Source organism: Orenia metallireducens (assembly GCF_003001995.1).
GTDB lineage: Bacteria > Bacillota > Halanaerobiia > Halobacteroidales > Halobacteroidaceae > Orenia > Orenia metallireducens_B.
Genome location: NZ_PVNB01000022.1, coordinates 37,506 through 63,957, shown reverse-complemented (window position 1 = coordinate 63,957; position 26,452 = coordinate 37,506). Strand labels below are relative to the sequence as shown.

Annotated in this window: 24 protein-coding genes, 2 riboswitches and 1 other annotated feature; all 24 genes read right to left on the bottom strand. The window is 33.7% G+C overall.

Going from position 1 to position 26,452, the window contains the following annotated elements:
- Positions 1–477: 477 nt before the first annotated feature.
- The 24 genes from pheT to ytxC all read right to left on the bottom strand — a co-directional run bounded on the left by pheT (position 478) and on the right by ytxC (position 26,417).
- A complete protein-coding gene (gene pheT, locus BX659_RS14040) occupies positions 478–2,880 on the bottom strand; it encodes a phenylalanine--tRNA ligase subunit beta (protein WP_097017683.1) in 2,403 nt (800 codons plus the stop codon).
- A 73-nt stretch (positions 2,881–2,953) separates the two neighbouring features.
- A complete protein-coding gene (gene pheS / locus BX659_RS14035; RefSeq protein WP_097017682.1) occupies positions 2,954–3,973 on the bottom strand; it encodes a phenylalanine--tRNA ligase subunit alpha in 1,020 nt (339 codons plus the stop codon).
- A 548-nt stretch (positions 3,974–4,521) separates the two neighbouring features.
- A complete protein-coding gene (locus tag BX659_RS14030) occupies positions 4,522–5,325 on the bottom strand; it encodes a TrmH family RNA methyltransferase (protein ID WP_097017681.1) in 804 nt (267 codons plus the stop codon).
- Between the two features lie 72 nt (positions 5,326–5,397).
- Positions 5,398–6,342 (bottom strand): 1-phosphofructokinase, encoded by a 945-nt coding sequence (gene pfkB, locus BX659_RS14025; RefSeq protein ID WP_172431874.1) that lies wholly within the window; start codon positions 6,340–6,342, stop codon positions 5,398–5,400.
- 16 nt (positions 6,343–6,358) lie between these two features.
- Positions 6,359–7,006: a potassium channel family protein gene (locus tag BX659_RS14020; RefSeq protein WP_097017679.1), complete on the bottom strand. Its 648-nt coding sequence runs from the start codon at positions 7,004–7,006 to the stop codon at positions 6,359–6,361.
- 15 nt (positions 7,007–7,021) lie between these two features.
- Positions 7,022–8,350 carry a TrkH family potassium uptake protein gene (locus tag BX659_RS14015; RefSeq protein ID WP_374956484.1) on the bottom strand — a complete coding sequence of 443 codons (1,329 nt, stop codon included), beginning with the start codon at positions 8,348–8,350 and terminating at the stop codon, positions 7,022–7,024.
- Positions 8,351–8,638: 288 nt separating this feature from the next.
- A complete protein-coding gene (locus BX659_RS14010; RefSeq protein WP_097017677.1) occupies positions 8,639–9,286 on the bottom strand; it encodes a potassium channel family protein in 648 nt (215 codons plus the stop codon).
- Positions 9,287–9,301: 15 nt separating this feature from the next.
- A complete protein-coding gene (locus BX659_RS14005) occupies positions 9,302–10,636 on the bottom strand; it encodes a TrkH family potassium uptake protein (RefSeq protein WP_097017676.1) in 1,335 nt (444 codons plus the stop codon).
- 99 nt (positions 10,637–10,735) lie between these two features.
- Positions 10,736–10,937, bottom strand: a riboswitch (cyclic di-AMP (ydaO/yuaA leader).
- 76 nt (positions 10,938–11,013) lie between these two features.
- On the bottom strand, positions 11,014–11,727 hold the full coding sequence (pssA, locus tag BX659_RS14000; protein ID WP_097017675.1) for a CDP-diacylglycerol--serine O-phosphatidyltransferase: 714 nt from the start codon (positions 11,725–11,727) through the stop codon (positions 11,014–11,016).
- The gene (locus BX659_RS13995; protein ID WP_097017674.1) at positions 11,720–12,379 is read right to left on the bottom strand and encodes a phosphatidylserine decarboxylase family protein; all 660 of its coding nucleotides are present in this window, start codon (positions 12,377–12,379) and stop codon (positions 11,720–11,722) included. Before BX659_RS13995 ends, pssA begins: the two co-directional genes overlap by 8 nt.
- A 17-nt stretch (positions 12,380–12,396) precedes the next feature.
- Entirely contained in the window at positions 12,397–13,020 is a 624-nt protein-coding gene (locus BX659_RS13990; protein WP_097017673.1) for a LysE family translocator, read from the bottom strand.
- A 61-nt stretch (positions 13,021–13,081) separates the two neighbouring features.
- Positions 13,082–14,434, bottom strand: a complete 1,353-nt coding sequence (gene mgtE, locus BX659_RS13985) for a magnesium transporter (RefSeq protein ID WP_068715362.1) — start codon at positions 14,432–14,434, stop codon at positions 13,082–13,084.
- Between the two features lie 126 nt (positions 14,435–14,560).
- Positions 14,561–16,036: a TrkH family potassium uptake protein gene (locus BX659_RS13980; RefSeq protein WP_097017672.1), complete on the bottom strand. Its 1,476-nt coding sequence runs from the start codon at positions 16,034–16,036 to the stop codon at positions 14,561–14,563.
- An 18-nt stretch (positions 16,037–16,054) separates the two neighbouring features.
- Complete coding sequence (locus BX659_RS13975; protein WP_097017671.1) at positions 16,055–16,714, bottom strand: potassium channel family protein; 660 nt, start codon at positions 16,712–16,714, stop codon at positions 16,055–16,057.
- A 15-nt stretch (positions 16,715–16,729) separates the two neighbouring features.
- Positions 16,730–17,128 carry a potassium channel family protein gene (locus tag BX659_RS13970; RefSeq protein WP_097017670.1) on the bottom strand — a complete coding sequence of 133 codons (399 nt, stop codon included), beginning with the start codon at positions 17,126–17,128 and terminating at the stop codon, positions 16,730–16,732.
- Positions 17,129–17,130: 2 nt separating this feature from the next.
- Positions 17,131–17,826: a response regulator gene (locus tag BX659_RS13965; protein WP_097017669.1), complete on the bottom strand. Its 696-nt coding sequence runs from the start codon at positions 17,824–17,826 to the stop codon at positions 17,131–17,133.
- A 21-nt stretch (positions 17,827–17,847) separates the two neighbouring features.
- Positions 17,848–18,216 (bottom strand): response regulator transcription factor, encoded by a 369-nt coding sequence (locus tag BX659_RS13960; RefSeq protein ID WP_253250715.1) that lies wholly within the window; start codon positions 18,214–18,216, stop codon positions 17,848–17,850.
- The gene (locus BX659_RS13955; protein WP_097017667.1) at positions 18,217–20,061 is read right to left on the bottom strand and encodes an ATP-binding protein; all 1,845 of its coding nucleotides are present in this window, start codon (positions 20,059–20,061) and stop codon (positions 18,217–18,219) included. It lies immediately after the preceding gene.
- A 198-nt stretch (positions 20,062–20,259) separates the two neighbouring features.
- Positions 20,260–20,459, bottom strand: a riboswitch (cyclic di-AMP (ydaO/yuaA leader).
- A 301-nt stretch (positions 20,460–20,760) separates the two neighbouring features.
- Complete coding sequence (gene rplT / locus BX659_RS13950; RefSeq protein ID WP_097017666.1) at positions 20,761–21,114, bottom strand: 50S ribosomal protein L20; 354 nt, start codon at positions 21,112–21,114, stop codon at positions 20,761–20,763.
- A 25-nt stretch (positions 21,115–21,139) separates the two neighbouring features.
- The gene (gene rpmI / locus BX659_RS13945) at positions 21,140–21,337 is read right to left on the bottom strand and encodes a 50S ribosomal protein L35 (protein ID WP_097017665.1); all 198 of its coding nucleotides are present in this window, start codon (positions 21,335–21,337) and stop codon (positions 21,140–21,142) included.
- 46 nt (positions 21,338–21,383) lie between these two features.
- Entirely contained in the window at positions 21,384–21,854 is a 471-nt protein-coding gene (gene infC, locus BX659_RS13940) for a translation initiation factor IF-3 (protein ID WP_367302832.1), read from the bottom strand.
- Positions 21,855–22,227: 373 nt separating this feature from the next.
- Positions 22,228–24,141, bottom strand: a complete 1,914-nt coding sequence (gene thrS, locus BX659_RS13935) for a threonine--tRNA ligase (RefSeq protein WP_097017663.1) — start codon at positions 24,139–24,141, stop codon at positions 22,228–22,230.
- Positions 24,142–24,548: 407 nt separating this feature from the next.
- Positions 24,549–24,799 (bottom strand) — a binding site (T-box leader).
- Positions 24,800–24,855: 56 nt separating this feature from the next.
- Positions 24,856–25,455, bottom strand: coding sequence for a DUF445 domain-containing protein (locus BX659_RS13930; protein ID WP_097017662.1), 600 nt, complete (start codon positions 25,453–25,455; stop codon positions 24,856–24,858).
- A gap of 68 nt (positions 25,456–25,523) precedes the next feature.
- Complete coding sequence (gene ytxC, locus BX659_RS13925) at positions 25,524–26,417, bottom strand: putative sporulation protein YtxC (protein ID WP_097017661.1); 894 nt, start codon at positions 26,415–26,417, stop codon at positions 25,524–25,526.
- Positions 26,418–26,452: the final 35 nt, after the last annotated feature.

Genomic DNA, 26,452 nt, shown 5'->3' with positions numbered 1-26,452 from the left:
TAAATGTGAATACACATTTAATAACAAAAGTTTGATTAGCTCTATATTACGCTTGGTCAAAACTTGCATTGTTTAGTTTTCAAAGACCAAATTTAATGCCACCTTTAGTAGCGACATTTAATATCTTATCAAATCTCATTTCAGTTGTCAATAACTTTTTAAAAGTTTTTAGCGACAACGTCATTAATCATAACATTCTAAAGAATCTCTGTCAAGAAGTTTTATAAGACAAAAGACTTCTTAACAAGCGACAAGATATAGTTTATCAAACGCACTGAATCTCGTCAAGAGAAAACTAAAATAACTCTTTCATAGCACATCTAATAATTTAACATCTTTAATCATAATTGTCAAGAAAAGTTTAAATCTTCTTTTTTCTCTCAAGCGACGTTTATTATATTAACATCTAGTCTAGTGATTGTCAAGAAAATTAAAAAAAGGGTACCGCAATAATATGGTACCCAGGAAGCATCTTATCTATTCTCTAATCTTTGCTCCTAATTTATTATATAACTCCTCCTCTATTTTAGCTTGAACTTTGTTCACTTCTTTATCAGTTAATGTTCTATCTGCTCTTCTATAAATCAATGAATAAGCTAAGCTCTTATATCCTGCTGGAACCTGTTCCCCTTGATATAGGTCAAACAACTTAACTGACTCTAAAATATCCTTACCTAATCTTATTATAATACCTTCGATATCTTTACTACTCACCTTATCCTCAACTAATAATGCAATATCTCTAGTTGAAGCAGGATATTTAGGTAGTGAGATATACTCCCTAGCAAAAGTTGCATTATCTATAATCGCAGAGAAGTCTAACTCAAAGATTGTAACTCTCTCTTCTAACTTATAGTTTTCTTGGACATCAGGATGCAATTCCCCTAAATATCCAGATACTTTATCCCCTATCTTAATCTGAGCTGTTCTTCCTGGATGGAGTGTTGGATGTTCTCCAGCAATAAATTCTACATCATTTACAGCTAAAGCTTCAAAACACTTTTCTAATATCCCTTTTAGATAAAAGAAACCTGGAGCATTTAAATTCCAAGGATCTTCTAAATCTTTATTCATAACAGCCCCTGTTAATTGTAATTTTTCTAAAGGTAACTTTTTATTCTCTACAGGAGTAAATACTTTACCCAATTCAAATAGGGCTATATTCTCAGCATTACGATTGGCATTGAAAGAGACATTCTCCAAAACACCTGGAAGTAATGTTGTTCTCATCACACTATATTCATAACCAATAGGATTACTCAATTTAACAGACTTTCTTAGAGAAGAATCTTCAGCTAAATTAATCTTATTAAAGAAATTAGGGTTTATAAAGGAATAATTCTGTACTTCTAATAATCCTAAACTAGCTAATAATTCTCTAGTCTTATCCTCCACCTTCTGCTTCCAAGTCTTCTTACCTTGAGTGATATCTCCACTTGGTTGTACAGCTTCTATCTTATCATACCCATATAATCTAGCTATCTCTTCAACTAAATCAATTTCTTGCTCTACATCTACACGGAAAGCAGGAACTTTAACTGCTAATACATCACCCATATCTTCAACTTCAAAGTGTAGTTTCTCTAATAAGGTCCTGATTCTAATTTTAGCAAACTCTGCACCTAATAATTTACTTACCCTTCTTGGTCTAACCTCGATAACTTTTTCTTCAAAAGGTATAGGATAGATATTTTGCTTACCTTTGATTACTTGCCCACCACTTAGCTCTGCAATCAATTGAGCAGCTCTATCTAAAGCAAGTTCTACTATATTAATATCAACACCACGTTCAAAACGGTGTGATGAATCACTATGTATACCTAACTCTTTAGAGGTCTTTCGTACAGATACCGGGTTAAAGTTAGCACTCTCTAAAAAGATAGTAGTAGTCTCATCAGTTACTTCACTATTAGCTCCACCCATTACTCCTGCTACACAAACTGCTTTTTGGGCATCGGCAATTACCAACATATCTTCATTTAACACTCTCTCTTCATCATCTAGAGTAGTCAGTTTCTCTCCAGCTTTAGCAGTTCTAACCACAACCTTATTCCCCTCTAGTTTAGCATAATCGAAGGCATGTAATGGTTGACCAAGCTCCATTAGAATGAAGTTAGTTACATCAACAATATTATTAATCGGTCTAACTCCTGCAGATTCTAGCCTCTTCTTTAGCCATAATGGTGACTCTTTTACCTCTACACCGGTAATTACTCTACCTGCATAACGAGGACAAAGTTCATTCTCTTCAACCTCTACTTTAACCCAATCATTTATCTCCTCTTCTATCTCTGCAACTTCTGCTGTAGGTAACTTCAATTCATTACCTGTCATTGCCGAGACTTCTCTTGCTACTCCAATCATACTTAAACAATGTGCAAAGTTAGGTGTTAAATCCAATTCAATCACTATATCATCAATACCCAACTCATCAACTAGCTTATTTCCTATAACAGCATCCTCTGGCAAGATAAATAGACCATCTACTCCGTCATCAGGAAGCTCTAACTCATTAGTAGAGCACATCATGCCAAAAGAAGTCACACCTCTTAGTTTAGCCTTCTTAATTTTCATACCATTTGGCATAGTTGTTCCAACTACTGCAACAGGAACCCTGTCACCAACATCCATATTCTTAGCACCACATACTATCTGCAACTCTTCATCTTGACCTACATCAACCTTACAGACCGATAATTTATCAGCATTCTCATGAGAAACCTTCTCTTTTATCTGCCCTACTACTATATCTTTAATCTCTCTTCCTTTATATTCAATCCCATCAACCTCTAATCCAGCTAAGGTCAACTTTTCAGCCAACTCTTCTGGTGTATAATCAAAATCTACATATTCCTTCAACCATTTATAAGAAACTTTCATCTCCATCCTCCTTTTAATAATCCATATTATCTTTGAAGTTTTTAAACTAATCACTAGTCACTAATTACTGATTTTAAAATTGCTCTAAAAATCTAATATCATTCTCATATAATAATCTCATATCATCAATTCCATACTTCAACATAGCAATCCTCTCTACTCCAATACCAAAGGCAAATCCACTATACTCTTCTGAGTCTATCCCTGACATCTCCAATACATTGGGATGAACCATACCTGAACCTAAAATCTCTAACCAACCTGTACCAGAGCAAATTCTACATCCTTCTCCACCACAACTAGCACAAGATACATCAACCTCAGCACTTGGTTCAGTAAACGGGAAGTAACTTGGTCTAAATCTAACCTCTCTATCTGTACCAAATAACTCATGTACTACTTTAATTAATATCGCCTTTAAATTAGCAAAGGATATATCTTTATCTATCATTAGTCCTTCAACCTGATGGAATACTGGACTGTGAGTAGCATCTACTTCATCAGAACGGTAAACTCTACCTGGGGCAATAACTCTAATTGGCGGTTCAGTCTTTTCCATAGTTCTAACCTGTACACCAGAGGTATGGGTCCTTAACAATACATCTCCACCCACATAAAAAGTATCTTGCATATCCCTTGCTGGATGATTTGCAGGAAAGTTTAAAGCCTCAAAGTTATAATAATCCTTCTCTACTTCAGGCCCTTCAGCAATCTCAAAGCCTAAACCTAAGAACAGCTCTTTAATCTCATTAAAAGCTAAAGTTAAAGGATGCTGCTTTCCTAGCTTTCTTCTCTTACCTGGCAAAGTAACGTCGATACCTTCTGATTTCAAACGTTCTTGCTTAGCAAGTTCTTTTAAGGTAGCTTCTTTTTCACTAAGGAGCTTATTCAATTCTCCCTTTACTATATTAACCAACTTACCAACTACTGGCCTCTCTTCTGGAGATAAACTACCCATCCCCCTTAGAATCTGAGTCAGCTCTCCCTTTTTACCCAAATACTTGATTCTTAATTCTTCTAATCTTTCTAGGTTATCAACAGTTTTAATAGCATCAATAGCTTCTTGTTGCAAACCTCTTATCTTCTCTTCCATCTCTAAATCCTCCTTATAAATTATTTAAGATTATTATTAAACTCCCTCTAAATTAAGATTATAAAAACAAAAACTCTTTCATCCTTAATTAAGGACGAAAGAGTTTATCTTCCGCGGTACCACCTTGCTTAATCTATAATTGTTAGGTTCTAATCACTAGCTACTACTTACTAATAACTAATTACCAGTTTATAGATTCTCTCAATTTCTGATAACGGCAGAAGACCGACATAGCCTACTTGAAATTATTTAAATAATAAATAACAAAGAATATATAATAAACATTTTAAATTCTATTTATTAATTATTATTTGCTTTTCAGCCAGTAGCTCCAGAGTGAACTTCACTTAGCATGATTTTAAGGATACTCTCAGTCTATGGTATCCTCTCCCTGATAAAATAAGTTCTAAGCTACTCTCTCCTTCACAGCTTTTAATCATATTAAATTTATTATGTAACTTTTAAAGATATTACAATTCAATTTGTTTAAAATTATATCATAGCTCTCAAATAATCACAAGGTTAAAATGTTGGTGATTGCTTACTGATTACTTAATCACTATTCTCTGCCTTACAGCCTCATAGACCATTATCCCTGCAGCCATAGCTACATTCAAAGATTCAGCATCACCAACTAAAGGTATCTTGATTAATTGGTCAGCAAATTCTATCAACTCATCCCTTGGACCACTTCCTTCATTGCCTACAACAATCGCTGTAGATGATGAATAATTAACTTCAAAGTGATACTTATCACCATTAATATCTCCAACCACAACCTTAACCCCACTATCATCTAAGATATTCTTCAATTCACCTATATCACTTGCCCGATAAACAGGAACCCTAAACAAAGAACCCATAGTAGCCCGAATAGTCTTCTGATTATAAAGACTTACAGTTCCTTTAGTAGTAATCACACCATCTAGACCTGCTGCATCGGCAGTTCTAATGATTGTGCCCAAATTTCCTGGATCTTGCACTTGATCAACTATCAAAATCAGCTTATTATCTCCTGTTAATATATCAGCTAGACTATAGTTAACTTGTTCTACAATCGCTACTATCCCTTGAGGGCTTTCGGTATCAGCAACCTTCTGAATAATCTCATCATCAACCTCGATTATATCTATACCCATATCTCTTAGGGCGGCTAATAACTCTTCTCCTCGCTGATTTCTAATTAAGTAATCTGAATAAAAGACCTGCTCTATATTTACATCTTCCTTAATTGCTTCTTCGATAATTCTAACACCTTCTAAAACAAACTTACCCTCTTGTCTAATATACTTAGTACGATACAAAGAACGCAAATATTTAATTCTATCATTTGTAAAACTAGATATCTTCATTCTATAATAACTCCCTTCTGATAATAACACGAGTTATTATATCATAATTTATTATATTAATACAAATAGTGATTAGCACTCTAATAATTCTAATTTATCAATCTTTATTTCACCTAAATATTGATTTACTTCTTCTAATCTTCCCATCTCTGCTCCTGGTCGCAAGATAGTTGCTATACTCATAGCTATTGCAAATCTAAACATCTCCTCTAACTTATAATCATTGAGATAAGCTACTGCCATAGCAGCTACTACACTGTCACCTGCTCCTATTGTACTGACTACTTCTACTTCTGGAGGAGTGGCTTTTAAAGTACCTTCCTTAGTTGTCAAAATTGCTCCTTCTGCTCCCAAAGAAACTAGCACCATCTCAATTCCATCTTCGACTAAAGTTTTACTGATTCCAACAGCTTCCTCTACTGATAGCTCCTTACCATAGATTTCTCCTAGCTCTCTAAGATTTGGTTTAATCAGGCTAGGTTTAGCTTCTAACGCTAACTTTAAAGGTGCTTGAGAGGCATCAAGAAAGACTTTAACATTATTATTCTCTTCTTTAATCTTCTTGATTAATTTTTGATAAAAATCCTCGGGACAGTCTGGTGGCAAGCTTCCAGCCAAAACAATAATTTCACTCTCACCTATAGCAGCTATAACCTTTTCTTCAATAACATCCAGTACTTCTTTAGGCACCTCAGAGCCTAATTGATTAATCTTGGTCTCATGACCTAAATCATCAATCACTTTCATATTAATCCTAGTATCATCCTGTATCCAAGTAAAATCACTACTTATCTCCAGCTCTTTTAGTCTACCAACTATAAATTGACCACTATCACCACCTATACAGCCTAAAGCCATAGTCTCTTCTCCTAAGTTTTTTACTCCTTTAGAGACATTAATTCCCTTACCTGCCGCAGCCTTATTAACAAATTCTACTCTATTAACCTTTCCCAACCTTAATTCTGGTGCCTTTACAGTATAATCAACAGCAGGATTAATGGTTAAAGTCGTAATCAAAATAATCCCTTCCTTTCTACATCTTCCTTAGTTCATCAAGGCTATCATTATCACCCATTACTATTAAAGTATCACCAGCTTTAATCTTACTTTCAGCTCGTGGTGAGATATCTATCCCATCTTGGCTCTTAATCGCCATAACATTAACTCCAAAGCGACTTCTTAACTGTAAATCCAATAGATTTTTATTATACATATTCTCATCAGCTGCAATCTCCACCACACTATAGTTAGGAGCCAATTCTATATACTCTAAAACATTAGATGAAATTAAATTATTCGCTATTCTCATCCCCATATCCCTCTCAGGATAGACAATTCTGTCTGCTCCAACCTTACCTAATACCTTTCCATGTAGCTGGTCTTTAGCCTTGACAACTACACTCTTGACCCCCAACTCCTTTAAAATCAAGGTAGCTAAGATATTTGCATGGATATTCTCACCGATACTAACTACCGCTACATCAAAATTGCTAGCTCCTAAGGTCTTTAAAGCTTCCTCATCAGTAGCATCTGCTTGTACAGCATGGGTTACAATACTACTAATCTCTTGTATCTTCTCCTCATCAGTATCAATTGCTAAAACATCATAATGCTTATCAGCTAAAGTTTTGGCAACACTATATCCAAACCGCCCTAAACCAACGACTATAAACTGCCTCACAACTTTCCCTCCTAACTATCCAATTAATATCTTCTCCTCTGGATATCTAATCTTATTATTCTTCTCTCTCTCTCCAAGTGCCATAGCCAAAGTCAATGGACCTACTCGTCCAGTAAACATTATAATTGTAATTAAAACCCTTCCAATAGTACTTAAATCTCCAGTTATACCTGTAGATAAACCAACTGTGGCATAAGCTGATACCGTCTCAAAAAATACATGGATAAAATCAAAGCGCTCAGTAATTGATAAGGTTAATGTTGCCATAATAATTACCAATAAAGAGACTATCGTCACCGCTAAAGCCTTATAAACTGTAATCTGTGATAGCCTCCTCTTAAATAACTCTACATCCTGTTTACCTATTATTAATGAATATGTAGCAACTATTAATACCCCAATTGTAGTCGTCTTCAATCCTCCTCCTGTTGAACCAGGTGAAGCTCCAATAAACATTAGTATAATAATTAAAAAGAGACTACCTTGGGTCAGCTTACCGATTGGAATTGTATTAAAACCTGCTGTTCTAGGAGTGACCCCTTGAAAATATGCAGAGATTAGTTCATCCTTTAAAGTTAACTCTCCAAAAGTATCAGGATTAGACAATTCTAATAGAAAGATACCGATAGTACCAATTAAAATTAAAATAAGTGTAGTTACTAATACCAACTTACTATTTAAGGATAGAGCTTTGAACCTTCTCTTTTGATATAAATCGGCAATAACAGCAAAACCAAGCCCACCTAAAATAAATAAGGTAGTTATTACAAAATTAATATAGTAATCTCCAATGAAGTTCTCTAAACTATTACTGAAGAGGGCAAAGCCTGCATTACAGAAGGCAGAAATAGCATGAAAAACAGAGAAGAAAATCGCCTGAGAAAGTGGTAAATTATTTTTGAACTTAAAAAAAAGCAATAAAGCACCACTTAACTCAATAGCTAGAGTCAATACAATCACATAACGGGCTAACTTGATAACTCCAGATAAGCTAAAATGATTCAACTCCTCTCTAATAATTATCCTCTCTCGAAAAGTAATCTTTCTTCCTAATAATAATGCAAATAATGTAGATGTAGTCATAAAGCCAAAACCACCAATCTGAATAAGTAACAATACCACACTCTGTCCAAAACGAGTTAAATAGGTAGCTGTATCTACTACTATCAACCCAGTTACCGCAGTAGCTGAAGTGGCCGTAAACAATGCATCAACTAAATTCAAACCCTGTCCATTTACTGTAGCCATTGGCAACGATAATAAAAAAGCCCCTATACTGATAACTATCAAATAACCCATAGTCAAAAAACGAGCTGGAGTTAGCCACTTTGTCTTTGCAAGAATTAATCTCACCTCCTGTTAAATACTCTGCCCTTAATATTACCTAAATCGAATAAGATTATAACTTTACTATAAATTTATTTTGTCAGAACTAATTTTTTATATAGAAAGGGTTATGTAGCATATTTATAATTTTTATTATATGATTTTTTAACTGTAGAGTCTGGTCGCGACCAGACCCTACTCAATACCGATATTATATTCTTCACTAGCACAAGAATAAATATAATAATGACATTTTATTTACTAAGACATAAAAAAACTGACCAACATCTGTTGGTCAGTTTTCCTCTAATATTCTTTTAAAAGCCTTAAGCCATCTTCATGTCCCATTACCACTAAAATATCACCAGGCTCAATTGCATCAGTCGCCTCTGGTGAGACATTAACCTTATGCTCATTCTTAATAGCTATTACATTTACTCCAAACTTTCCTCTAATATCTGTTTCAGCCAAAGACTTCCCAGATAACTTATCAGAGGCCACAACCTCTGCAATGCTATAACCTGGAGCCAATTCAATATAATCAAGTACATTAGCAGAAACCAAATTATTAGCTACCCTAACTCCCATATCACGCTCTGGATAGACTATCTTATCAGCACCTACTTTAGTTAGTAACTTACCATGTAACGTATCTTGGGCCTTTACAACAACATACTTGACACCTTGTTCCTTTAATATCAGTGTAGCCAAGATATTAGCATGAATATTTGTTCCAATACTAACTATAGCAATATCAAAATTATTCACTCCCAAAGTCTTAAGGGCATCCTCATCAGTCGCATCTGCCTGTACTGCATGAGTTACCAATCCACTAATCTCTTGAACCTTATCTGCATCTGAATCAACAACCAAAACATCATAACCTTTACTAGCCAAGGTAGTTGCTACACTTGAACCAAATCTACCTAAACCTACAACCATAAATTGCTTCATTAATCTAGACCTCCCTTATCCAACTAAAATCTTCTCTTTTGGATACCTGATATTAACTTTATCCTTTCTTTCACCAATAGCCAAAGCAATCGTCAATGGACCTACCCTACCTGCAAACATAGTCAGGATTATTACAATTCTACCTATAATTGATAGACTGCCAGTTACCCCAGTAGATAGTCCAACAGTACCAAAGGCTGAGACAGCTTCAAAAAATAAGTCTAAGAACTCAGCTTCTTCAGTTATAGTTAAGATCATAGTCACTGTCACTACCAACAATAATGCAATCAAAACAATTGAGAGAGCATTATAAATAGTCTCTTTTCCTAGTCTTCTCTTAAATAACTCAATATCATCTCTACCAGTTGCTCTAGAATATAATACAGCAGCTAAAGCTCCAAAGGTAGTCGTCTTAACTCCACCCCCAGTCGAACCAGGACTAGCACCGATAAACATTAATATAATCGTAAAGAATATTGTAGAACTTCTCAGCGCTCCCGTTGGAACAGTATTAAAGCCAGCTGTTCTTGGAGTAACTGATAAGAAGTAAGAAGCTATAACCTTCTCTCCTAAAGGCAAGTTCCCTATAGTTGCTGGATTAGAGTACTCTAAAATAAAGGAGATAATAGTTCCTACAATAAGTAAAATAGCTGTTACACTCAATACCAGCTTAGTCTGTAAGGAAAAATTCTTAAATCTCTTACCTGAATAGACCTCAGCAATCACAGCAAATCCAATTCCACCTAAGACAATCAAGGATGTAATCACTAAGTTAACGATAATATCACCAGTAAAGTTCTCCAAACTATTACCAAAGATATCAAATCCAGCATTATTAAAAGCAGAAATTGAATGGAAGATACCAAAATACAAAGCCTTTCCTGCTGGCATATCAAATAAAAATCTAATAAATAAGATAAATGCACCAATACCTTCAATGGCAAAAGTGACACCAATTACGTACTTTACTATCCTAATAATTCCTGATAATTCAAACTGGTCTAAATCCTGTTGAATGATTAATCTCTCTCTTAAAGTAATCTTCTTCCCTAATAAAAGAGCAAATAAAGTAGACATACACATAATTCCCAATCCACCAATTTGGATTAAACATAAAATTACTACCTGCCCAAATACGGTAAAGAAGGTACTTGTATTCTCAACAATCAATCCTGTTACAGCTGTAGCAGAAGTAGCTGTAAAGACTGAATCTAAGAAGTTCATGCCCTCACCATTTGTTGTTGCTATAGGTAAAGTTAGTAGTATAGCACCTAACAGTATTACAACCAAATAACCCAAGGATAGTACCTGAGCTGGAGTTAGATTATGGATACTCAACCTTCTCTTCATATTCAAACCTCTCTTTCTGTTAACAGTCACCACTATTTCAAATGTAAAAATTAGCCATAAAATAAAAAAAGACATAGGACACCCTATGCATATACTTAACTGGTCTCCCTTTCACGCTGACGAGGTTAGCTGTCGGATTCGGACTAAAAGGATAGCCCTACTAATAATCAAGACTAAGTTTAAGATTAAGTATAAGTAAATTATGAACTACTCATTATTTTAACTCAAACTCAAACTGATTATTAGATTCACCCCAAAAAGTGGTTCCCCCGCTCCTATTAGGATTAAGCGTTTACTATTTAATTATTTTGTTCATTATACTATAATTTAAAATTGTTGTAAAGAAGAGTAGTTTAACAATTAATTTTTTATTATAATTAACTCACTTCTTCTTTTGAGATAAACCTCTTCTCTTTTATAAAGTTAAAGCTATTAACCAAGAAGTAGGATAATCCAAAAGGAAATAGTAGATATTTTGCAAATACAGCAACAAGTATCAATAAAGCCAGTAGCCCTTTAGAACCTAATACTCTAAAGGTTTTAGAGATACTTTTAAAGGTTATAGCACTGACCATAAGTATAGAAACAAAGAATGCCAAAATTAAAAATAGATTTATTTGAACTAATTCACCCCATACTGCATTAGAGAAGATATTATAAGAAGCAACTAAGCCTGCTGCAGTAGGAATAGGCATCCCTATAAAATCGGCTTTATCCTTTGATGCCTCTGTTATAATATTGAATTTGACTAACCTTAATACCCCACAGAGAAGATATAAAAAAGAAAGAGGTATAATTAGCTCTTTTAATGCCACCTGCTCCATTAATATAGAGTATATCAAGATTGCAGGTGCCATACCAAAAGAGACAGCATCACAAAAAGAATCAAATTCCTTACCAAATTCACTAAAACCATCTAAGGCTCTTGCCGTCTTACCATCTAATCCATCTGCCACCATAGCCATAACTATCAACCAAGATGCCTTTAACAAATCACCTTGAAAGGACATGATTATACTCAAAAACCCAAGCAACATATTTGCCCCAGTTATAATATTAGGAATAACAAATCTCTTCTCTATCCTATTCATAGAAATCACCTATTATTGTTTCGCCACCTTTTACTTTGTCACCTATATTAACTTTGATATTGATATCCTCTTCAATTAAAATATCAGTTCTAGAGCCAAATTTAATCATACCATAAATCTGACCTTGCTTAACCTCATCGCCCAATCCTTTAACCGATATAATTCTTCTAGCAATAAGCCCTGCTATCTGTTTAACTAATATATTTCCATGCTTTGTTTTTATCCCTATCATATTCTGTTCATTATCTAAGGATGCTTTTTCACTAAAAGCATTTATAAATTTACCATGATTATAATTTTCATAAACTATCTCTCCATCAATTGGAATTCGATTAATGTGTACGTTAAAGACATTTAGAAAAATACTAATACGTGTTACTTCTCTACCTTCAAAAAAGAAATTATCCTTCTCCTTCTTTATCGCTACTATCTTTCCATCTGCAGGAGATATTAGAGAATTAGGAAGGTCTGGTACATTCCTCTTAGGGTTTCTAAAGAACCAGATAGAGAAGCAAGCAAATAAAATTCCCAAAATTGCTAAAGTTAATAATAGCTTACTCTCCAATTTAATAAATCCAAGCCATAATAATAAATCGATTATCAATGTAGGTACTAATTGTTTCATTAAATTACTAATCCAAAATTTTTTCATGACTCCCCCTTAAATAATTAAAATTTAAATATTATTTTTAGCAAACTAAACAACCCAAACAGAGTAATCATTATCCCAATTAACTTTTCAAAAAAAATAAGCTTATCGACCTCATAATCCTTCTTAGATATCTTTAGCCAATTAGTAGTGAAGAACCAGAAGATAGTAGAACCCATAAAGATAGAAATAATAAAGACTATACTTTCTATTAAATTTTCAGACTCTACATCTATACCCATTTTAGCAAATATGGCCAAAAAGATAAGAAAGGTCATTGGATTGGATAGCCCCATCAAAAATGTCGATAAAGCTGGATGAATTACTTCTTTCTCCTCTTCTAGCTCTTTATCTCCTATAGCTTTGATAATAATATTGACTCCAACAATTAAAAACAGAACACCTGTTACACCATTAAAAAAATATCTATTCTTTTCTAAAAAATCGTCAATAAGTCCCATACCCAAAATAGCTAGTGATGAATAGCATAAATCTGATAATGCCCCACCAAGACCAGATAGAAAACCAGCTCTCCAGCCTTTATTTAAAGTTCTTTGTATCGATATAAGACCAAGAGGACCAATTGGTAACGATACTATCATACCTATAAGCAAACCTTTTAATATAATTAAAAGCTCAATCATATTACTCCTATCCCCTCATAATTATATGAATATAGTCTTATTCTGAAATTAATCAAAAATATCAAACAATTAAAAAATTAAGAAATACTTTAGCCAAGCCCAAGAAGATAAAGAAACCAAAGACATCAGTGGCAGTAGTCAAAATAATTGCAGAAGCTAAGGCTGGGTCTATCCCGACTATCTTTAAACCAAGGGGAATCAAAAAGCCACTCAATCCTGCTATTATTAAATTACAAATCATTGCCAATAAGATTATCAATCCCAAATATGGGTTACCATAGACAAAATAAAGAATAACTCCTGTTACAACACCTGTTGCTGCACCATGAATCAATCCCAGCAATATCTCTTTAAAGACTATCTTCCAGCTCTCCTTTAGTTCCAATTCACCTAATGCTATACTTCTAATTGTAATCGATAAAGTCTGAGTACCAGCATTGCCACCCATACCTGCTACAATCGGCATCGCTGCTGCCAATGCAACCACTTGGGCAATCACATCCTCAAATAAGCCTACAGTATATGCAGCCAAAAAAGCTGTTACTAAATTTATTAATAACCAAGGCAATCTTCTACGAATAGAGATCATTAGAGAGCTATCTATCCTCTCTTCTTCACTTACACCACCTAATTTAAGAATATCCTCAGTATTCTCTTCTTCGATAACATCAATAATATCATCAACGGTAATAATTCCTAGCATAATCCCTTTACGGCTGATTACTGGAATAGCAGTTAAATCATATTTGGCTACTAATAAAGCAACCTCCTCTTGATCTATATCAGGTGTAACAGAAATTACGTTAGTATTTGCTATATCCCTTAATAGAGTTTCCTCTTTAGCTACTAAGATATCTCTTAAATCAGCAACTCCTACTAACTTTTTAGAATCATCTAAAACAAAAATAGAACGAATAACTTCTGTTGTAGGGCTTATCCTCTTAATCTTTGTCAGCGCTTCGATAGTGGTCAGACTCTCCTTAAGAGCAATAAACTCTGTGGTCATCAATCCTCCAGCTGACTCTTCATCATATCCTAATAGCTTGCGAATGGCTCCAGAATCTTCTTCCTTCATCATATTCAATATCTTCTTGCTTTCAGCAAAGGTTAAGTTTCCTATTATATCTGTTATATCATCAGTAGCCATATAATTGAAGATACTAATGATATCTTTTATATCAAGTAACCTTAAAAACCTAGCTTGAAAATCATCTTCAGCCTGTTCCAAAACTTCTGCCATTAATTCAGTATCAACTCTTTTATAAAATTGGAGAAGCTCATCATCATTTAAATCAGTTATAGTTTCTGCTAAATCTATAGGATGAATCGTCTCCAACCAACTATGTAATCCTTTATTATCTTTTTTCAGCTCTCCAATTAACTCATTGCATAATTTATCAGAAATCTTAATCACCCCCAATTAAAGTTGTTCAACAATAAAAACAAAAGATTAGTTAACTAATCTTTTGTTTTTTATCATTACCTTCTTCTATTTTAACATTTTATATACCAGAAATTCAATCTAATCTTTTATCATCCTCTATTCTGTAGCTAAATACTTAGCATCCTTAACTATCTTGGCAATAGCAAAGAAGATTACTAAAAACTCCAGTCTTCCTAGAAACATTCCAACTGTCTGAGTCCACAAAATTCCCACAGGTGCATCAGGACTAGTAATTCCAATTGATAGTCCAACAGTACCTACAGAAGAAGCGAACTCAAACATCGATTCTGTCAAACCATATCCATAAGCTAAGTAAATTAAGACTCCAATAAAGTATGTAGCCATATATAAAAAGATATAATTGGCTGTTTCCCGAATATATTCTGCTTTAATGTATAATTTCTGTTCTCCTCTCCAGATATAATTCTCTACTACAGAGTTTGGAGGCAAGAAGTATCCCTTTAATTCCCACCAGACCGACTTTATCATCAGATAAATTCTATATAACTTAATACCACCTGCTGTAGAACCAGTTCCACCACCAATCCACATCAATAAGACCATCGCTAAAACACCAAATTGATTCCAATTACTGAAAGTATCTAAAGAGAATCCTGTAGTTGAAATAGCAGATACTACTTCAAAGAACCCTCGTCTAACTGTAGCAGGCAGACTTGTATATAAGCCACTTAAAGAAAAATAACTGACAATTGGAGTAAAGATAGCGATAATGAATAATAGCAGTCTAATCTCACCATTCTTAAAAAAGACCTTAAACTTCCCTTTTAACAATGCAAAGTGGGTAGCAAAATTAATCGTTCCAAATATCATTAATAGCCAAGTTACCATCTCTATTGGCAAGCTATTCCAATGACCGATACTATCAGCCTTAGTTGAGAACCCACCTGTAGATAAAGCAGGAATAGCATGATTAATTGCATCAAAGACTCCCATTCCCGCTATCACATAAAGAATAGTCCCTCCAATAATATACCCTAAGTAAATATACATAATAGCCTTAGTCGATTTCTTAACATGAGGTAATAGTTGGTCACTTCTACCCTCCGCATTATATAATCCAAAGCCATAAGGATGCAAAACAGAAGATAACATTACTACTATTAATCCTACCCCTCCAAAGAACTGCATAATACTTCTCCACATCAAGAAGACATGAGAAGCCTTAGTTACATCAACTACCGATAACCCTGTCGTTGTCCAACCACTAGTAGCCTCAAAGATAGCTTGAGTGAAGTTCAGCTCCCCTGTAATCATAAAAGGTATAGCAGAGGCTATAATAGCTACAATCCAAGAGATTAGAACTATAATTCCTCCTTCCTTTAAGGAAAGGGTAACGTCATCCTTAACAGAGGTTAACTTCCACAGTAAAAACCCTATCCCAAAAAAGATAGCAGCTGGAGTTAAAAAAGCCTCTATATAAATTACCTCTTCTGGGTAAAAAGGTAAGACCAGCAGTGGTAGTAATAAAAATCCACCAATTGCCATCGTTAACATTCCGATATACTTTATTATTAACTTGTATCGTTCTCTAATAATATTCTTATATCTCATCTTAAATTCCTCCGCTTCTTACTCACCAGATAATGCAGCAAAGGCCTCTCCTTGATTCTCTGGCAGAGTAATAATTAATACCTTATCTCCCTCTGATAGCTGAGTATCACCTTTAGGAATAACGACTTCCTCTCCTCTAATAATACAGCCAAAAACTATATCTCTAGGAAGATTAATCTCCTTTAAAGTTTTACCTAAAACTGGTGAGCTTTTTTGTAAAATAACTTGAGAGATATTGATTCTACCCTCTTCAATCGATAATAAATTATTGACATCAGCTACTTCGACTCTCTGCTCAATCAATATTGAAATCAATTTTGTTGTATTAAAAATAGTCTCTACCCCTAATTCTTTGAATATCTTCTCATTATCTGGATTATTGACCACCGAGAAGGTTTTAGGCACACCAAATTCTTTTTGAGCTAATTGGCAGATAAATAAATTATCAGGGTCATTGCCAGTCAATGACAAGATTGCATCTGCCTTATCAGCCTCTGCTTGCCTTAAGGCATCAGGTTTAGAACCATCACCATTAATCACTAAACAATTAAGCTCGCGAGCTAAGACCTTACAGTACTCATTATCTTTATTTACTATAGAGACTTGATACCCTTTAGCCAAGAAGTTCTTAGCTAAGTAATAAATCACCTTTCCTCCACCAACCATTATAATTCTCATCATAATCTCTCCCTATTATCCAATAATCTCTCTTGTAAATTTATCTACCAATAAATTTGTAGGACTCATTGTAATCACATTTAAATTGTGATAAATAACTTCTTTTTCTGGATCTAAGAGCCTAACCATCACCTTTGGAATCTGATATAATTCACTGGCTATTTGAGCAATCATTGCGTTAACATTATCATTGTCAGTAGTAATTACCACTACATCGGCTTTATCAAATTTAGCCGACTTTAATGTCTCTATTTCAGTAGCATCTCCATTTATTGTAAAGCCTGTAAATTCTGCTGATAATCTATCAAAAGACCCAAACTTCTTATCTATTACCACAACATCTTCTCCTGCTTTAGATAGTTGATTAGCTAGATAAGAACCACTCCTACCACAACCTATAACTACAATATACATAACTATTCACCTTCCTTATCGATTTCCTCACCTAGATTGATACCATCTTTCTGATAATCAAACTGAGTACTTCTCTCTAAATTCTCTTGGGCTGGACGATAAGCTGGGTCTAGAGACAATGCAGCTCTATAATTCTTTTGAGCCTCTGACAGATTATCTTGTAGCTCCATAATTACTCCCATCAAATTAAAGGCTTCTGGTTTAGTAGCATCTAGACCAACTGCTTTCTGTAAATAATCATAACCTTTAGTGAAATCACGCTTACTAATCGCAGATTTAGCATAGCTTAAATAATCTTCATAACTATTCAATTCTTCATCAGATACTGCTAGGTTCTGTCTATCTAATACCTCTTTAACTATCTCTCTAATTTCATTAGGCGCAAAAGGTTTTCTTAAATAATCTACTGCTCCCAGCTTCATAGTCTCTACTGCTGTCTCTATTGTTCCAAAACCAGTAATCATAACGATACTGACATTATTATCCAACTCTTTTAGTCTCTTTAGGACTTCAATTCCATCAATTCCTGGTAACTTCATATCAAGTAATACAAGGTCAAAATTATTATCTTTGAACTTTTCTAATCCATCTTCACCATTGACACCTGTAACTACTTCATATTCTTGGTTCAGGCACTGCTTTAAAGTAATTCTAATATTCTTCTCATCATCAATAATCAGAATCTTCTTTTTATCCATTGTATATCTCCCCTTTTTTAGTTATAGATAAGATGCAATCTTCTCTAACAGCTTATTAGGCTCAACTGGCTTGATAATATAATCATCAGCTCCCAAATCATAAGCCTTCTTAATATCCTCTTCCTCTGCCTTAGCACTCATCATTAATATAGGTATCTGAGCTGTCGACTCATCCTTCTTCAAAGTCTCACAGACTAAGAATCCATTCATCTTAGGAATCTTAATATCTAATAAGATTAAATCCGGCTCCCATTCAAAGGCTGTATCCACAGCATCTACCCCATCAGATACAACTTTAACCTCATATCCTGCATTTGTTAAACATATTTTTAACACAGTTACAATATTCTTACTATCTTCAACTACTAATATTTTATTCAACCTAACCACCTACTTTGGTAATTTAAGAGTAAAGGTAAATCTAGTACCCTCTCCCACTTCACTTTCAACCCAGATTCTACCACCATGGGCTTCAATCATCTCTTTAGAGATAGCTAAACCTAAACCAGAACCAGTATCCTTATCCTTATCTCCTCCTACTCTGACAAATTTATCAAAGATTTTATGCTGATACTCTTTAGGAATTCCCTCTCCTGTATCAGTAACAGAGATATGGACTTTATGCCCCTTCTTCTCAGCTGAAAGCTTAATCTGGTCACCTGAATTAGTATAACGAAGAGCATTACCTATTAGATTAGTAATAACCCAAGTAATCTTATTCAAATCAGCATGAACTGCTAAATTATCTGTTCCTTCTGCTACTAGCTCTACCCCTTTATTTTCTGCTTGGTCAACAAAGGGCTTGATTGATGCCTCAAATATCTTTTCTACTTGTATATTATCAAATTCTAGGTTGATCTCTCCTGACTCTATCTTTGATAAGTCTAATAAGTCATCTACTAAGTTATTTAAACGCTCACAATCCTCTTTGGCTACTTCTAATAGTTCCTTCTGATTATCATTTACTTCACCAATGCTTCCTTCTAAGAGCATGCTGATACCCATATTCATAGATGTCAGAGGAGTTCTAAATTCATGGGAGACCATAGAGACAAATTCTGACTTCATCTCATCAACCTCTTTAAGATGAGTAATATCATCAAGTAAGGTTACTACTAGCTTAGTATCTCCACTTTTATTCTTTACAGGAGTTGTAGTAACTCTAAAATAAAGCTCTTTATTCTTCTGTTCAAACTTAATCACCCTACTATCCTTACCAGACTGCTCTGAACCTGAACTTAAAGTCTCACTAATCAAAGAAAATATCCTCTCCTCTTTAATCGTCTCTAAGAAGTGATTACCTAATACATCCTCTTCCTCGAGCTTAAATAACTTTTCAGCTCGAGGATTAATCAATAAAATCTTATTCTCATCATCAGTCACCAATAAAGGACTAGAGATACTCTTAACTATACCTTCTGATTTGTTCTTCTCAGCAATTAATTTAGATACATTCATCTCTTCATACTCTCTTAATCTTTGGGTCATACTATTAAACTCTGCTGCCAATTCTCCAATCTCATCTTTAGTATCAATTTCAATTACTTGTTCTAAATCTCCATCAGCCACCTCTTTGACTATCTCAGTTAATCTCTTAGTCGGTCTAATAATCAGATTTGAGATATAAATCCCAAGCACAATAGCTAAAATTACTGCAAGTACAGAAAATACTATTGTAGAATAAATTGCTTGGCTAGCATTATTATTAGCTTTTTGTTGTGATTCTTTCATATGTTCTTGATTAACCATTAACAACTTTCTAGTCTCATTCTTTACCTTCTCAAATTGAGGCATTGATTCCTCAAGATAATAATCTTGTATCTTCTGAATTTGATTTTCATTAGCTAACTGACGTAAATTCCAAAACTTATCTAGATAGGCTTGATAACCTTCATTAATATCTTTGATAATCTTCTCTTCATCAGGAATTGTGATATTATCCTCTGCTCTTGATAAATACTTCATAAACTGCATCTGATTCTCCTGAAATATATCTAAGGCTTTATCTTTTTGTCCAAAGATAAAGATTAACTCTGCACTATCCTGCCTTTCTAGAGATTCTACCATCTTTTCAGCAGCGATAACACTTCGATAATTTTCCACCATAATATCATGTATGGCTTCATTTAAGGTCATAAAATTACTAATAGACCACAGAGCAACACCAATTGTAATCAAGATAATAACTATATACCCTAATAGAATTTTTGTCTTTAGGCTCAAATTTCTAATCATTGCACCACCTCACAAGGCTATTATTGACTAAATGAAATTAATTTATTTTATAATTAAAAAAGGCTATAGCAGGTAGCTATAGCCTTTTAACGTCTATAAGGTATATATCTGATAATGACTATAATATAAATAACCTATGCTATCTACATCAAAACAAAGCACAGAAATATAAATATCTCATTTTCAGATATACTACGACCTACCCCTTTTCAACACTTACGAGGTTAGCTGTCGGACTCAGATTAAAGGTAACCTTACCATTTGAGTCTTAGCTTTAGTTTAAGATTAAGCAAATTACTTAACCTCAGACTTAAGCCTGAACTCAATAATGGATTCGCCCCAAAAGAAAGTGGGTCCCCCGCTCCTATATTTGATATAGAATTCAGCGATTAAAGTAGCTATTCAATTTTGTTAATGTTATTATAACCACTAATCTGAATAAATGTCAAGGTAAATCTATCAATATCATACCTTTAAATAATAGCAAAAATGAGATAATAGCAGGAAATTACGACACTTTTTAACTAAGTTTAAGCTTGAGGAAGTCATGAATCACTGTTGTTTTAATTCCTTATTTAGACTTAGCCTTAAGCTATCACAATATATCTATAAAAAATACCAATCATATTAAAATACAACTACTATAGCTAACTAATAAATAAAAATCCCTAGGCCAATAAGCTCTAGGGATTTTAACAATTATATATTCTCTTTAGCTAAGTTAACTAATTCTACGAAGGAATCATTATCATGGATAGCTAATTCAGATAACATCTTTCTGTTAATATCAACATTAGCTTGCTTTAAACCATAGATAAATTTGCTGTAAGAAAGTCCGTGTGGTCTTACACCAGCATTGATTCTTGTAATCCATAATCTTCTGAAGTTTCTCTTCTTCTGCTTTCTATCTCTATAAGCATAGTTTAAAGATTTTAATACCTGCTCAGTAGCTGGTACGTATAATTTACTTTTAGAACCAAAGTAGCCTTTAGCTAACTTTAATATCTTCTTTCTTCTTTTTCTTCTTCTATTACCTCGTGTAACTCGTGGCATTATATTTCCTCCTTAATCTTTCTCTCTATTCGTATGGTAATGCTCTTGCAATTCTCTTTTCATCTGCTTTAGCTGCTACTTCACCTTTTCTGAAGTTTCTTTTTCTCTTAGAACTTTTTTTAGTCATGATGTGCTGAGCAAAAGCTTTAGTTTTCTTAAATTTACCTGTTCCAGTCTTCTTGAATCTCTTCTTTACTGCTTTTCTTGTCTTCATTTTACCCATATCTATTATTTCCTCCTCTCGGTTATTTGCAACAATCACTAAGAGATTACTTATCAGTTGTTGGAGTAATAAACATTAACATATGTCTACCTTCCATACTTGGTCCACTAGATACTTGACCTAAATCTTTAACCTCTTCTGCAAACCTCTTCATTAAATCATAAGCAATGTCTTTATGTGCGATTTCTCTTCCTCGGAAGCGAATTCTAACCTTAACTTTATCTTTATTTTCTAAGAATCTCTTTGCCATATTGACTTTAACATTGAAGTCATGATCTTCAATCTTAACACTCATTTGGACTTCTTTAACCTTCATGATATTTTGATTCTTTTTAGCCTCTTTAGCTTTTTTAGCTTGCTCATACTTATACTTACCATAATCCATAATCTTACAAACTGGTGGCTTAGCTTGAGGAGCTACCTCTACTAAATCTAAAGTCTTCTCTTCAGCAATACTTAAAGCCTGCTTTAAAGGCATAATTCCTATCTGCTCACCATCATTACCAACAACTCTGATTTCGCGAGCACGAATTCGCTCATTAGTTCTTAAATCCGTACTAATTTTATATGCACCTCCTAAAATTTAAAAAAGAAAAAAGATGACCCCATATGGTCATCCCGCTGACAGATTTAAACATGAAAATACCTTAATATCATAAATTAAAGCACTAATATGTCTAACTCTATTAACCCAAAGACTCTATTCTCTAGGTGAGAAGCGGATGACTTCTGCTTTGTTTTCCTTTAACAGTATACTATATATTAAAAATTGTGTCAAGTGAAATTTATTAAGTTTAGCTCCTACCACTAGTATATAATTGACCTTATTAATATATGAATCAGAGAACAAAAATGTTCTCTGATTCTAAAATCTAACTATTGATTTAAACTTATTCTTTATTCTTAATCTCCTCTACAACATCTTCTTTAAACTTATCAATTTTAACAGCACCTATATCACCCTCACGACGGTGTCTAACAGATACTGTCTTATCTTCAACTTCATTATCACCAACAATTAACATATAAGGAACCTGTTGAACCTGTGCTTCTCTAATCTTGTATCCAACCTTCTCTTGACGGTCATCAACTTCAACTCTAACTCCCTCTTTAGCCAATTGATCTTTAACCCGATATGCATAATCAATATGATTATCTGTAATAGGAATAATTTGAACCTGTACTGGTGCTAACCAAGTTGGAAAAGCCCCTGCATAGTGCTCAATTAGAATTCCCATAAAACGTTCTAAACTTCCTAAAATAGCACGGTGAATCATAACAGGTCTATGTTCTTCACCATCACTACCAACATAACTTAAATCAAATCTCTCTGGCATTTGAAAATCAAGCTGAATAGTCCCACATTGCCAAGTACGTCCTAAACAATCTTCTAAATGGAAATCAATCTTTGGACCATAGAAAGCTCCATCTCCAGGATTTAGTTTATAATCTAAATCATTATCCTTAATTACTTCTTCTAGAGCCGATTCTGCTCTTTCCCATAATTCATCAGACCCCATTGCTTTTTCTGGTTTAGTACTTAACTCTACCTTATACTTAAAACCAAAAGCACTATAAATCCTATCAACTAACTTAATAACTCCTGTTAATTCATCTTTAATTTGATCAGGTAAGCAGAAGATATGAGCATCATCTTGAGTAAAGTTTCTAACTCTCATCAATCCATGTAAAGCTCCTGATAATTCATGGCGGTGAACTAACCCTAACTCTGCCATTCTGATTGGTAATTCTCGATAACTATGTTTTTTATGCTTATAGACCAAAATACCACCAGGACAGTTCATTGGCTTAACAGCATAATCTCCATCATCAATCTTAGTAAAGTACATATCATCTCGATAGTGATCCCAGTGTCCAGATTGCTGCCATAAACTCTGATTTAAGATGATTGGAGTTTTAATCTCTGCATATCCAGCCTTACGATGCTCTTCTTTCCAAAAATTAACTAATTGATTTCTCAAAACCATACCTTTTGGATGGAAGAACGGGAATCCAGGCCCCTCTTCTTGTAGACTAAATAAGTCTAACTCTCTTCCTAACTTTCTATGATCACGTTGCTTGGCTTCTTCTAGTCTCTCTAAATGCTCTTCTAACTCATCCTTCTTATAAAAAGCAGTTGCATAGACTCTCTGTAGCATCTTATTATTCTCATCGCCTCGCCAATATGCTCCTGCTACATTTAGTAATTTAAAAGCATTATTCTTAAGCTTACCTGTTGATGGTAGATGAGGTCCACGGCATAAGTCTGTAAATTCACCTTGAGTATATAAAGTTACAGTCTCATCATCTAGGTCTTCAATCAACTCTACCTTGTAATCTTCGCCTAGCTCCTTCATCACCTTAATTGCTTCTTCTTTAGAGACTACTTTTCGTTCAATCTCATTCTTTTCATTGATAATCTTCTTCATCTCTTTTTCAATCTTATCAAAATCATCTTCCGATAATCTCTCTTCCATATCAAAGTCATAATAGAAACCATCAGCAATTGTAGGTCCTATTGCCAACTTAACATCTTTATATAAGCTCTTTACCGCTTGAGCCAAAACATGAGCAGCAGTATGACGATAAACCTCTAATCCTTCATCAGACCCAAGAGTAATCAGCTCTAAATCTACATCCTCTTCTATTTTATAAGATATATCAACAGCCTCTCCATTGATCTTTCCTGCTATCGAAGCCCTTCCTAGTCGAGAACCAATATCAAAGGCAACATCCTTGACTGTAGTTCCTTGTTCATACCCCCGACTTGAACCATCTGGTAAAGTAACTTTTACTTGACTCATTTTTATTCCTCCTTATATATTAGTTGTATTAAAATGATACTTAAAATAGCTAATAAGACATTGTTGGTTTAATATTTAAAGTCTTTAGAGGCGAAAAGAATTATTGTTTGAACGAAGCAAGTATTCTAAATAAATAATAATAACAATATAATTTTTGAATTAGAACACTAAAAATTATTAACTTCAATAAATGTTGATTGCGTAGTGAGTTTTAATTCTTTTCTAGACTTTTTGCTTACTTTTGGGGCAATGCCAAAAGTAAGGCGCCCTTAGGCGCAACCTAAGAAAGTTTACTAACTTTTCAAAATGAAAGTATCAAGTATACCACCCTAATTATAAAAAACAAATATATTTGTTTTTTACCATAAATAAACAACTACAAAAAACAAAAAATCCCCATCTCTAAATTTAGAGACGTAGGATTCGTGGTTCCACTCTAATTAAATTCATACTACCCCTAAAGAACATAGAGAATAGATAAATTTCGCTCATTTTAAGATAACGGCTTTTACCGGAGCACCCTAATACTTATCTTTAAGGTTCAGGTGTCAACTCAGAGGTGGTTTTGGGTTAAATATTCTTAGGAGACTTCCAGCTGATAATCTCCATTCTCTGTTAAGAAAATCTTTAACTTACTCGTCCTCTTCATAGTTTTTTTAATTCTATTATCTTATTAAAATTATACGTATAATTAATTTTGCTGTCAAGTTAAATTTAGAAATTAGCTACAATTAATGCTTGTCCAATTCCAACTATAAAGCCTAAAATGGCTCCTAAAACCTCAATGTGTTTTAATTCTTTACTAGCAACTTCTAGTGCTAACTCTTCTAATTCTTTCATTTCAAAATTACCAATCTCTGCTTCTACTAATTTAGCTATATCAACCTCATTTACAACCTTGTCTTTAAATTTATCCATAAGTTGATCAAGATATGGATCTAAATCCTTATTGACCATCTCTTTTAAGAAGTTTATAATCATCACCTTAAAATTATCAGGAATAAATGGAGGTATCTTCTTCTCAGCTTTTTCATCAATTATTCTTACAATAGCCTCTTTAATATCATCTTTTACCTCTAGACCTGCTAATTCCCTCTCTAACTCCTCTTTAGGAAGTAAATCTTTTTCTACAATCTCTCCAACCTTTTTAGCCAACTCTTCACGCCTTTTTGGTAGTATTCCCTGTAATTGAAAATTTAATAAAGGTATTTTAACAGGTTCATATGGTTTAAAGAGTAGCTTGATAGCTAAATAATTGGTAATCCAGCCGATTAAAGCTCCAATAATCGGTAAAAATGTAAGTTTCCAAGCCATATATATCCCTCGCCTTCTGATAAAATCAATTATAATTATACAATTTGATCTTTAATTTGACAAGGTCTTTATTCAGATTCATTAAATTTATCTATTTTGCAGTACTTACAGCCTAAACAGATAGATATCTTATCAGTAAATACATTCTGTAAGGTCTTTAACAAAGAGATTGGCTCTTTAAAATGGAGAATAATCTCTTCAGGAGCAGCAGTAATTAAAGCACTAATCAATAAGTCTTCATAATCCAACTCACAATCGACCATATTTAAGATATGTTCATCTAAATATGTATTCTCCACAAGCCTTTCATCTTGGTCTAATAGCTTAAAATGGCCATTATTGATCTTTACTACATGAATTAATTTATTCTTTGCCTCTTGACTATCTATAAAATATTTTAATAAATGTATAAACTCTTCATATTCCTTCTCTACCACAAAATCTTCTACCGCCCTATCAATAGCAACTTCTAGTTCAGTTAAATAATCTCTTAGTCTAAAGCGAATAAACCCTTCTAAAGTAATCTCATTGGTCTCTTCTAAATAATCTAAAATCTCTAGTAAGATACGATTTTTACGTTGTATTTTAGAGATTATATCTTCTTCCTCCTTAGAGACTAAAAAGTTCAATCGGTCTATTGCCATTTTTAAAATCTCTTTTCGTTCCTGCTTGGAGAAATCTTTATAGTTACTCTTTAATATTTTTATCAATATTTCTTCTTCTAAATCATTAATTATCACATCTGATAAGGCATTTGCAATATATTCCTTAAATATAGTAAAGAGATTATCTAGCTCACCCTTAGCAAAAGAACATTTACAGGTAAATATACAGAGATCTCCATGACCAAACTCATCTATCTCAATTATGATACCATCCTCTTTTAAAAACTCTAATTCAAAATCTAATCTCTGTCTTAAACACTCAGCATAACGACTAGTACCTATTTCAATTATAGGCATTGTACCACTCCCTTAGAAAATCAAATCTATAATAT

What these genes read in the sequence shown, in the direction of transcription:
- BX659_RS13990 (WP_097017673.1), bottom strand. Translation starts at nt 13,020, where the DNA reads ATGATTGAGCTTTTAATTATATTAAAAGGTTTGCTTATAGGTATGATA.
- BX659_RS13955 (WP_097017667.1), bottom strand. Translation starts at nt 20,061, where the DNA reads ATGATTAGAAATTTGAGCCTAAAGACAAAAATTCTATTAGGGTATATA.
- BX659_RS13995 (WP_097017674.1), bottom strand. Translation starts at nt 12,379, where the DNA reads ATGAAAAAATTTTGGATTAGTAATTTAATGAAACAATTAGTACCTACA.
- BX659_RS14010 (WP_097017677.1), bottom strand. Translation starts at nt 9,286, where the DNA reads ATGAAGCAATTTATGGTTGTAGGTTTAGGTAGATTTGGTTCAAGTGTA.
- thrS (WP_097017663.1), bottom strand. Translation starts at nt 24,141, where the DNA reads ATGAGTCAAGTAAAAGTTACTTTACCAGATGGTTCAAGTCGGGGGTAT.
- BX659_RS13975 (WP_097017671.1), bottom strand. Translation starts at nt 16,714, where the DNA reads ATGAGAATTATAATGGTTGGTGGAGGAAAGGTGATTTATTACTTAGCT.
- pssA (WP_097017675.1), bottom strand. Translation starts at nt 11,727, where the DNA reads ATGAATAGGATAGAGAAGAGATTTGTTATTCCTAATATTATAACTGGG.
- rpmI (WP_097017665.1), bottom strand. Translation starts at nt 21,337, where the DNA reads ATGGGTAAAATGAAGACAAGAAAAGCAGTAAAGAAGAGATTCAAGAAG.
- BX659_RS13970 (WP_097017670.1), bottom strand. Translation starts at nt 17,128, where the DNA reads ATGTATATTGTAGTTATAGGTTGTGGTAGGAGTGGTTCTTATCTAGCT.
- BX659_RS14005 (WP_097017676.1), bottom strand. Translation starts at nt 10,636, where the DNA reads ATGAAGAGAAGGTTGAGTATCCATAATCTAACTCCAGCTCAGGTACTA.
- BX659_RS13965 (WP_097017669.1), bottom strand. Translation starts at nt 17,826, where the DNA reads ATGGATAAAAAGAAGATTCTGATTATTGATGATGAGAAGAATATTAGA.
- BX659_RS13980 (WP_097017672.1), bottom strand. Translation starts at nt 16,036, where the DNA reads ATGAGATATAAGAATATTATTAGAGAACGATACAAGTTAATAATAAAG.
- pheS (WP_097017682.1), bottom strand. Translation starts at nt 3,973, where the DNA reads ATGGAAGAGAAGATAAGAGGTTTGCAACAAGAAGCTATTGATGCTATT.
- ytxC (WP_097017661.1), bottom strand. Translation starts at nt 26,417, where the DNA reads ATGCCTATAATTGAAATAGGTACTAGTCGTTATGCTGAGTGTTTAAGA.
- BX659_RS13930 (WP_097017662.1), bottom strand. Translation starts at nt 25,455, where the DNA reads ATGGCTTGGAAACTTACATTTTTACCGATTATTGGAGCTTTAATCGGC.
- pheT (WP_097017683.1), bottom strand. Translation starts at nt 2,880, where the DNA reads ATGAAAGTTTCTTATAAATGGTTGAAGGAATATGTAGATTTTGATTAT.
- BX659_RS14030 (WP_097017681.1), bottom strand. Translation starts at nt 5,325, where the DNA reads ATGAAGATATCTAGTTTTACAAATGATAGAATTAAATATTTGCGTTCT.
- rplT (WP_097017666.1), bottom strand. Translation starts at nt 21,114, where the DNA reads ATGCCACGAGTTACACGAGGTAATAGAAGAAGAAAAAGAAGAAAGAAG.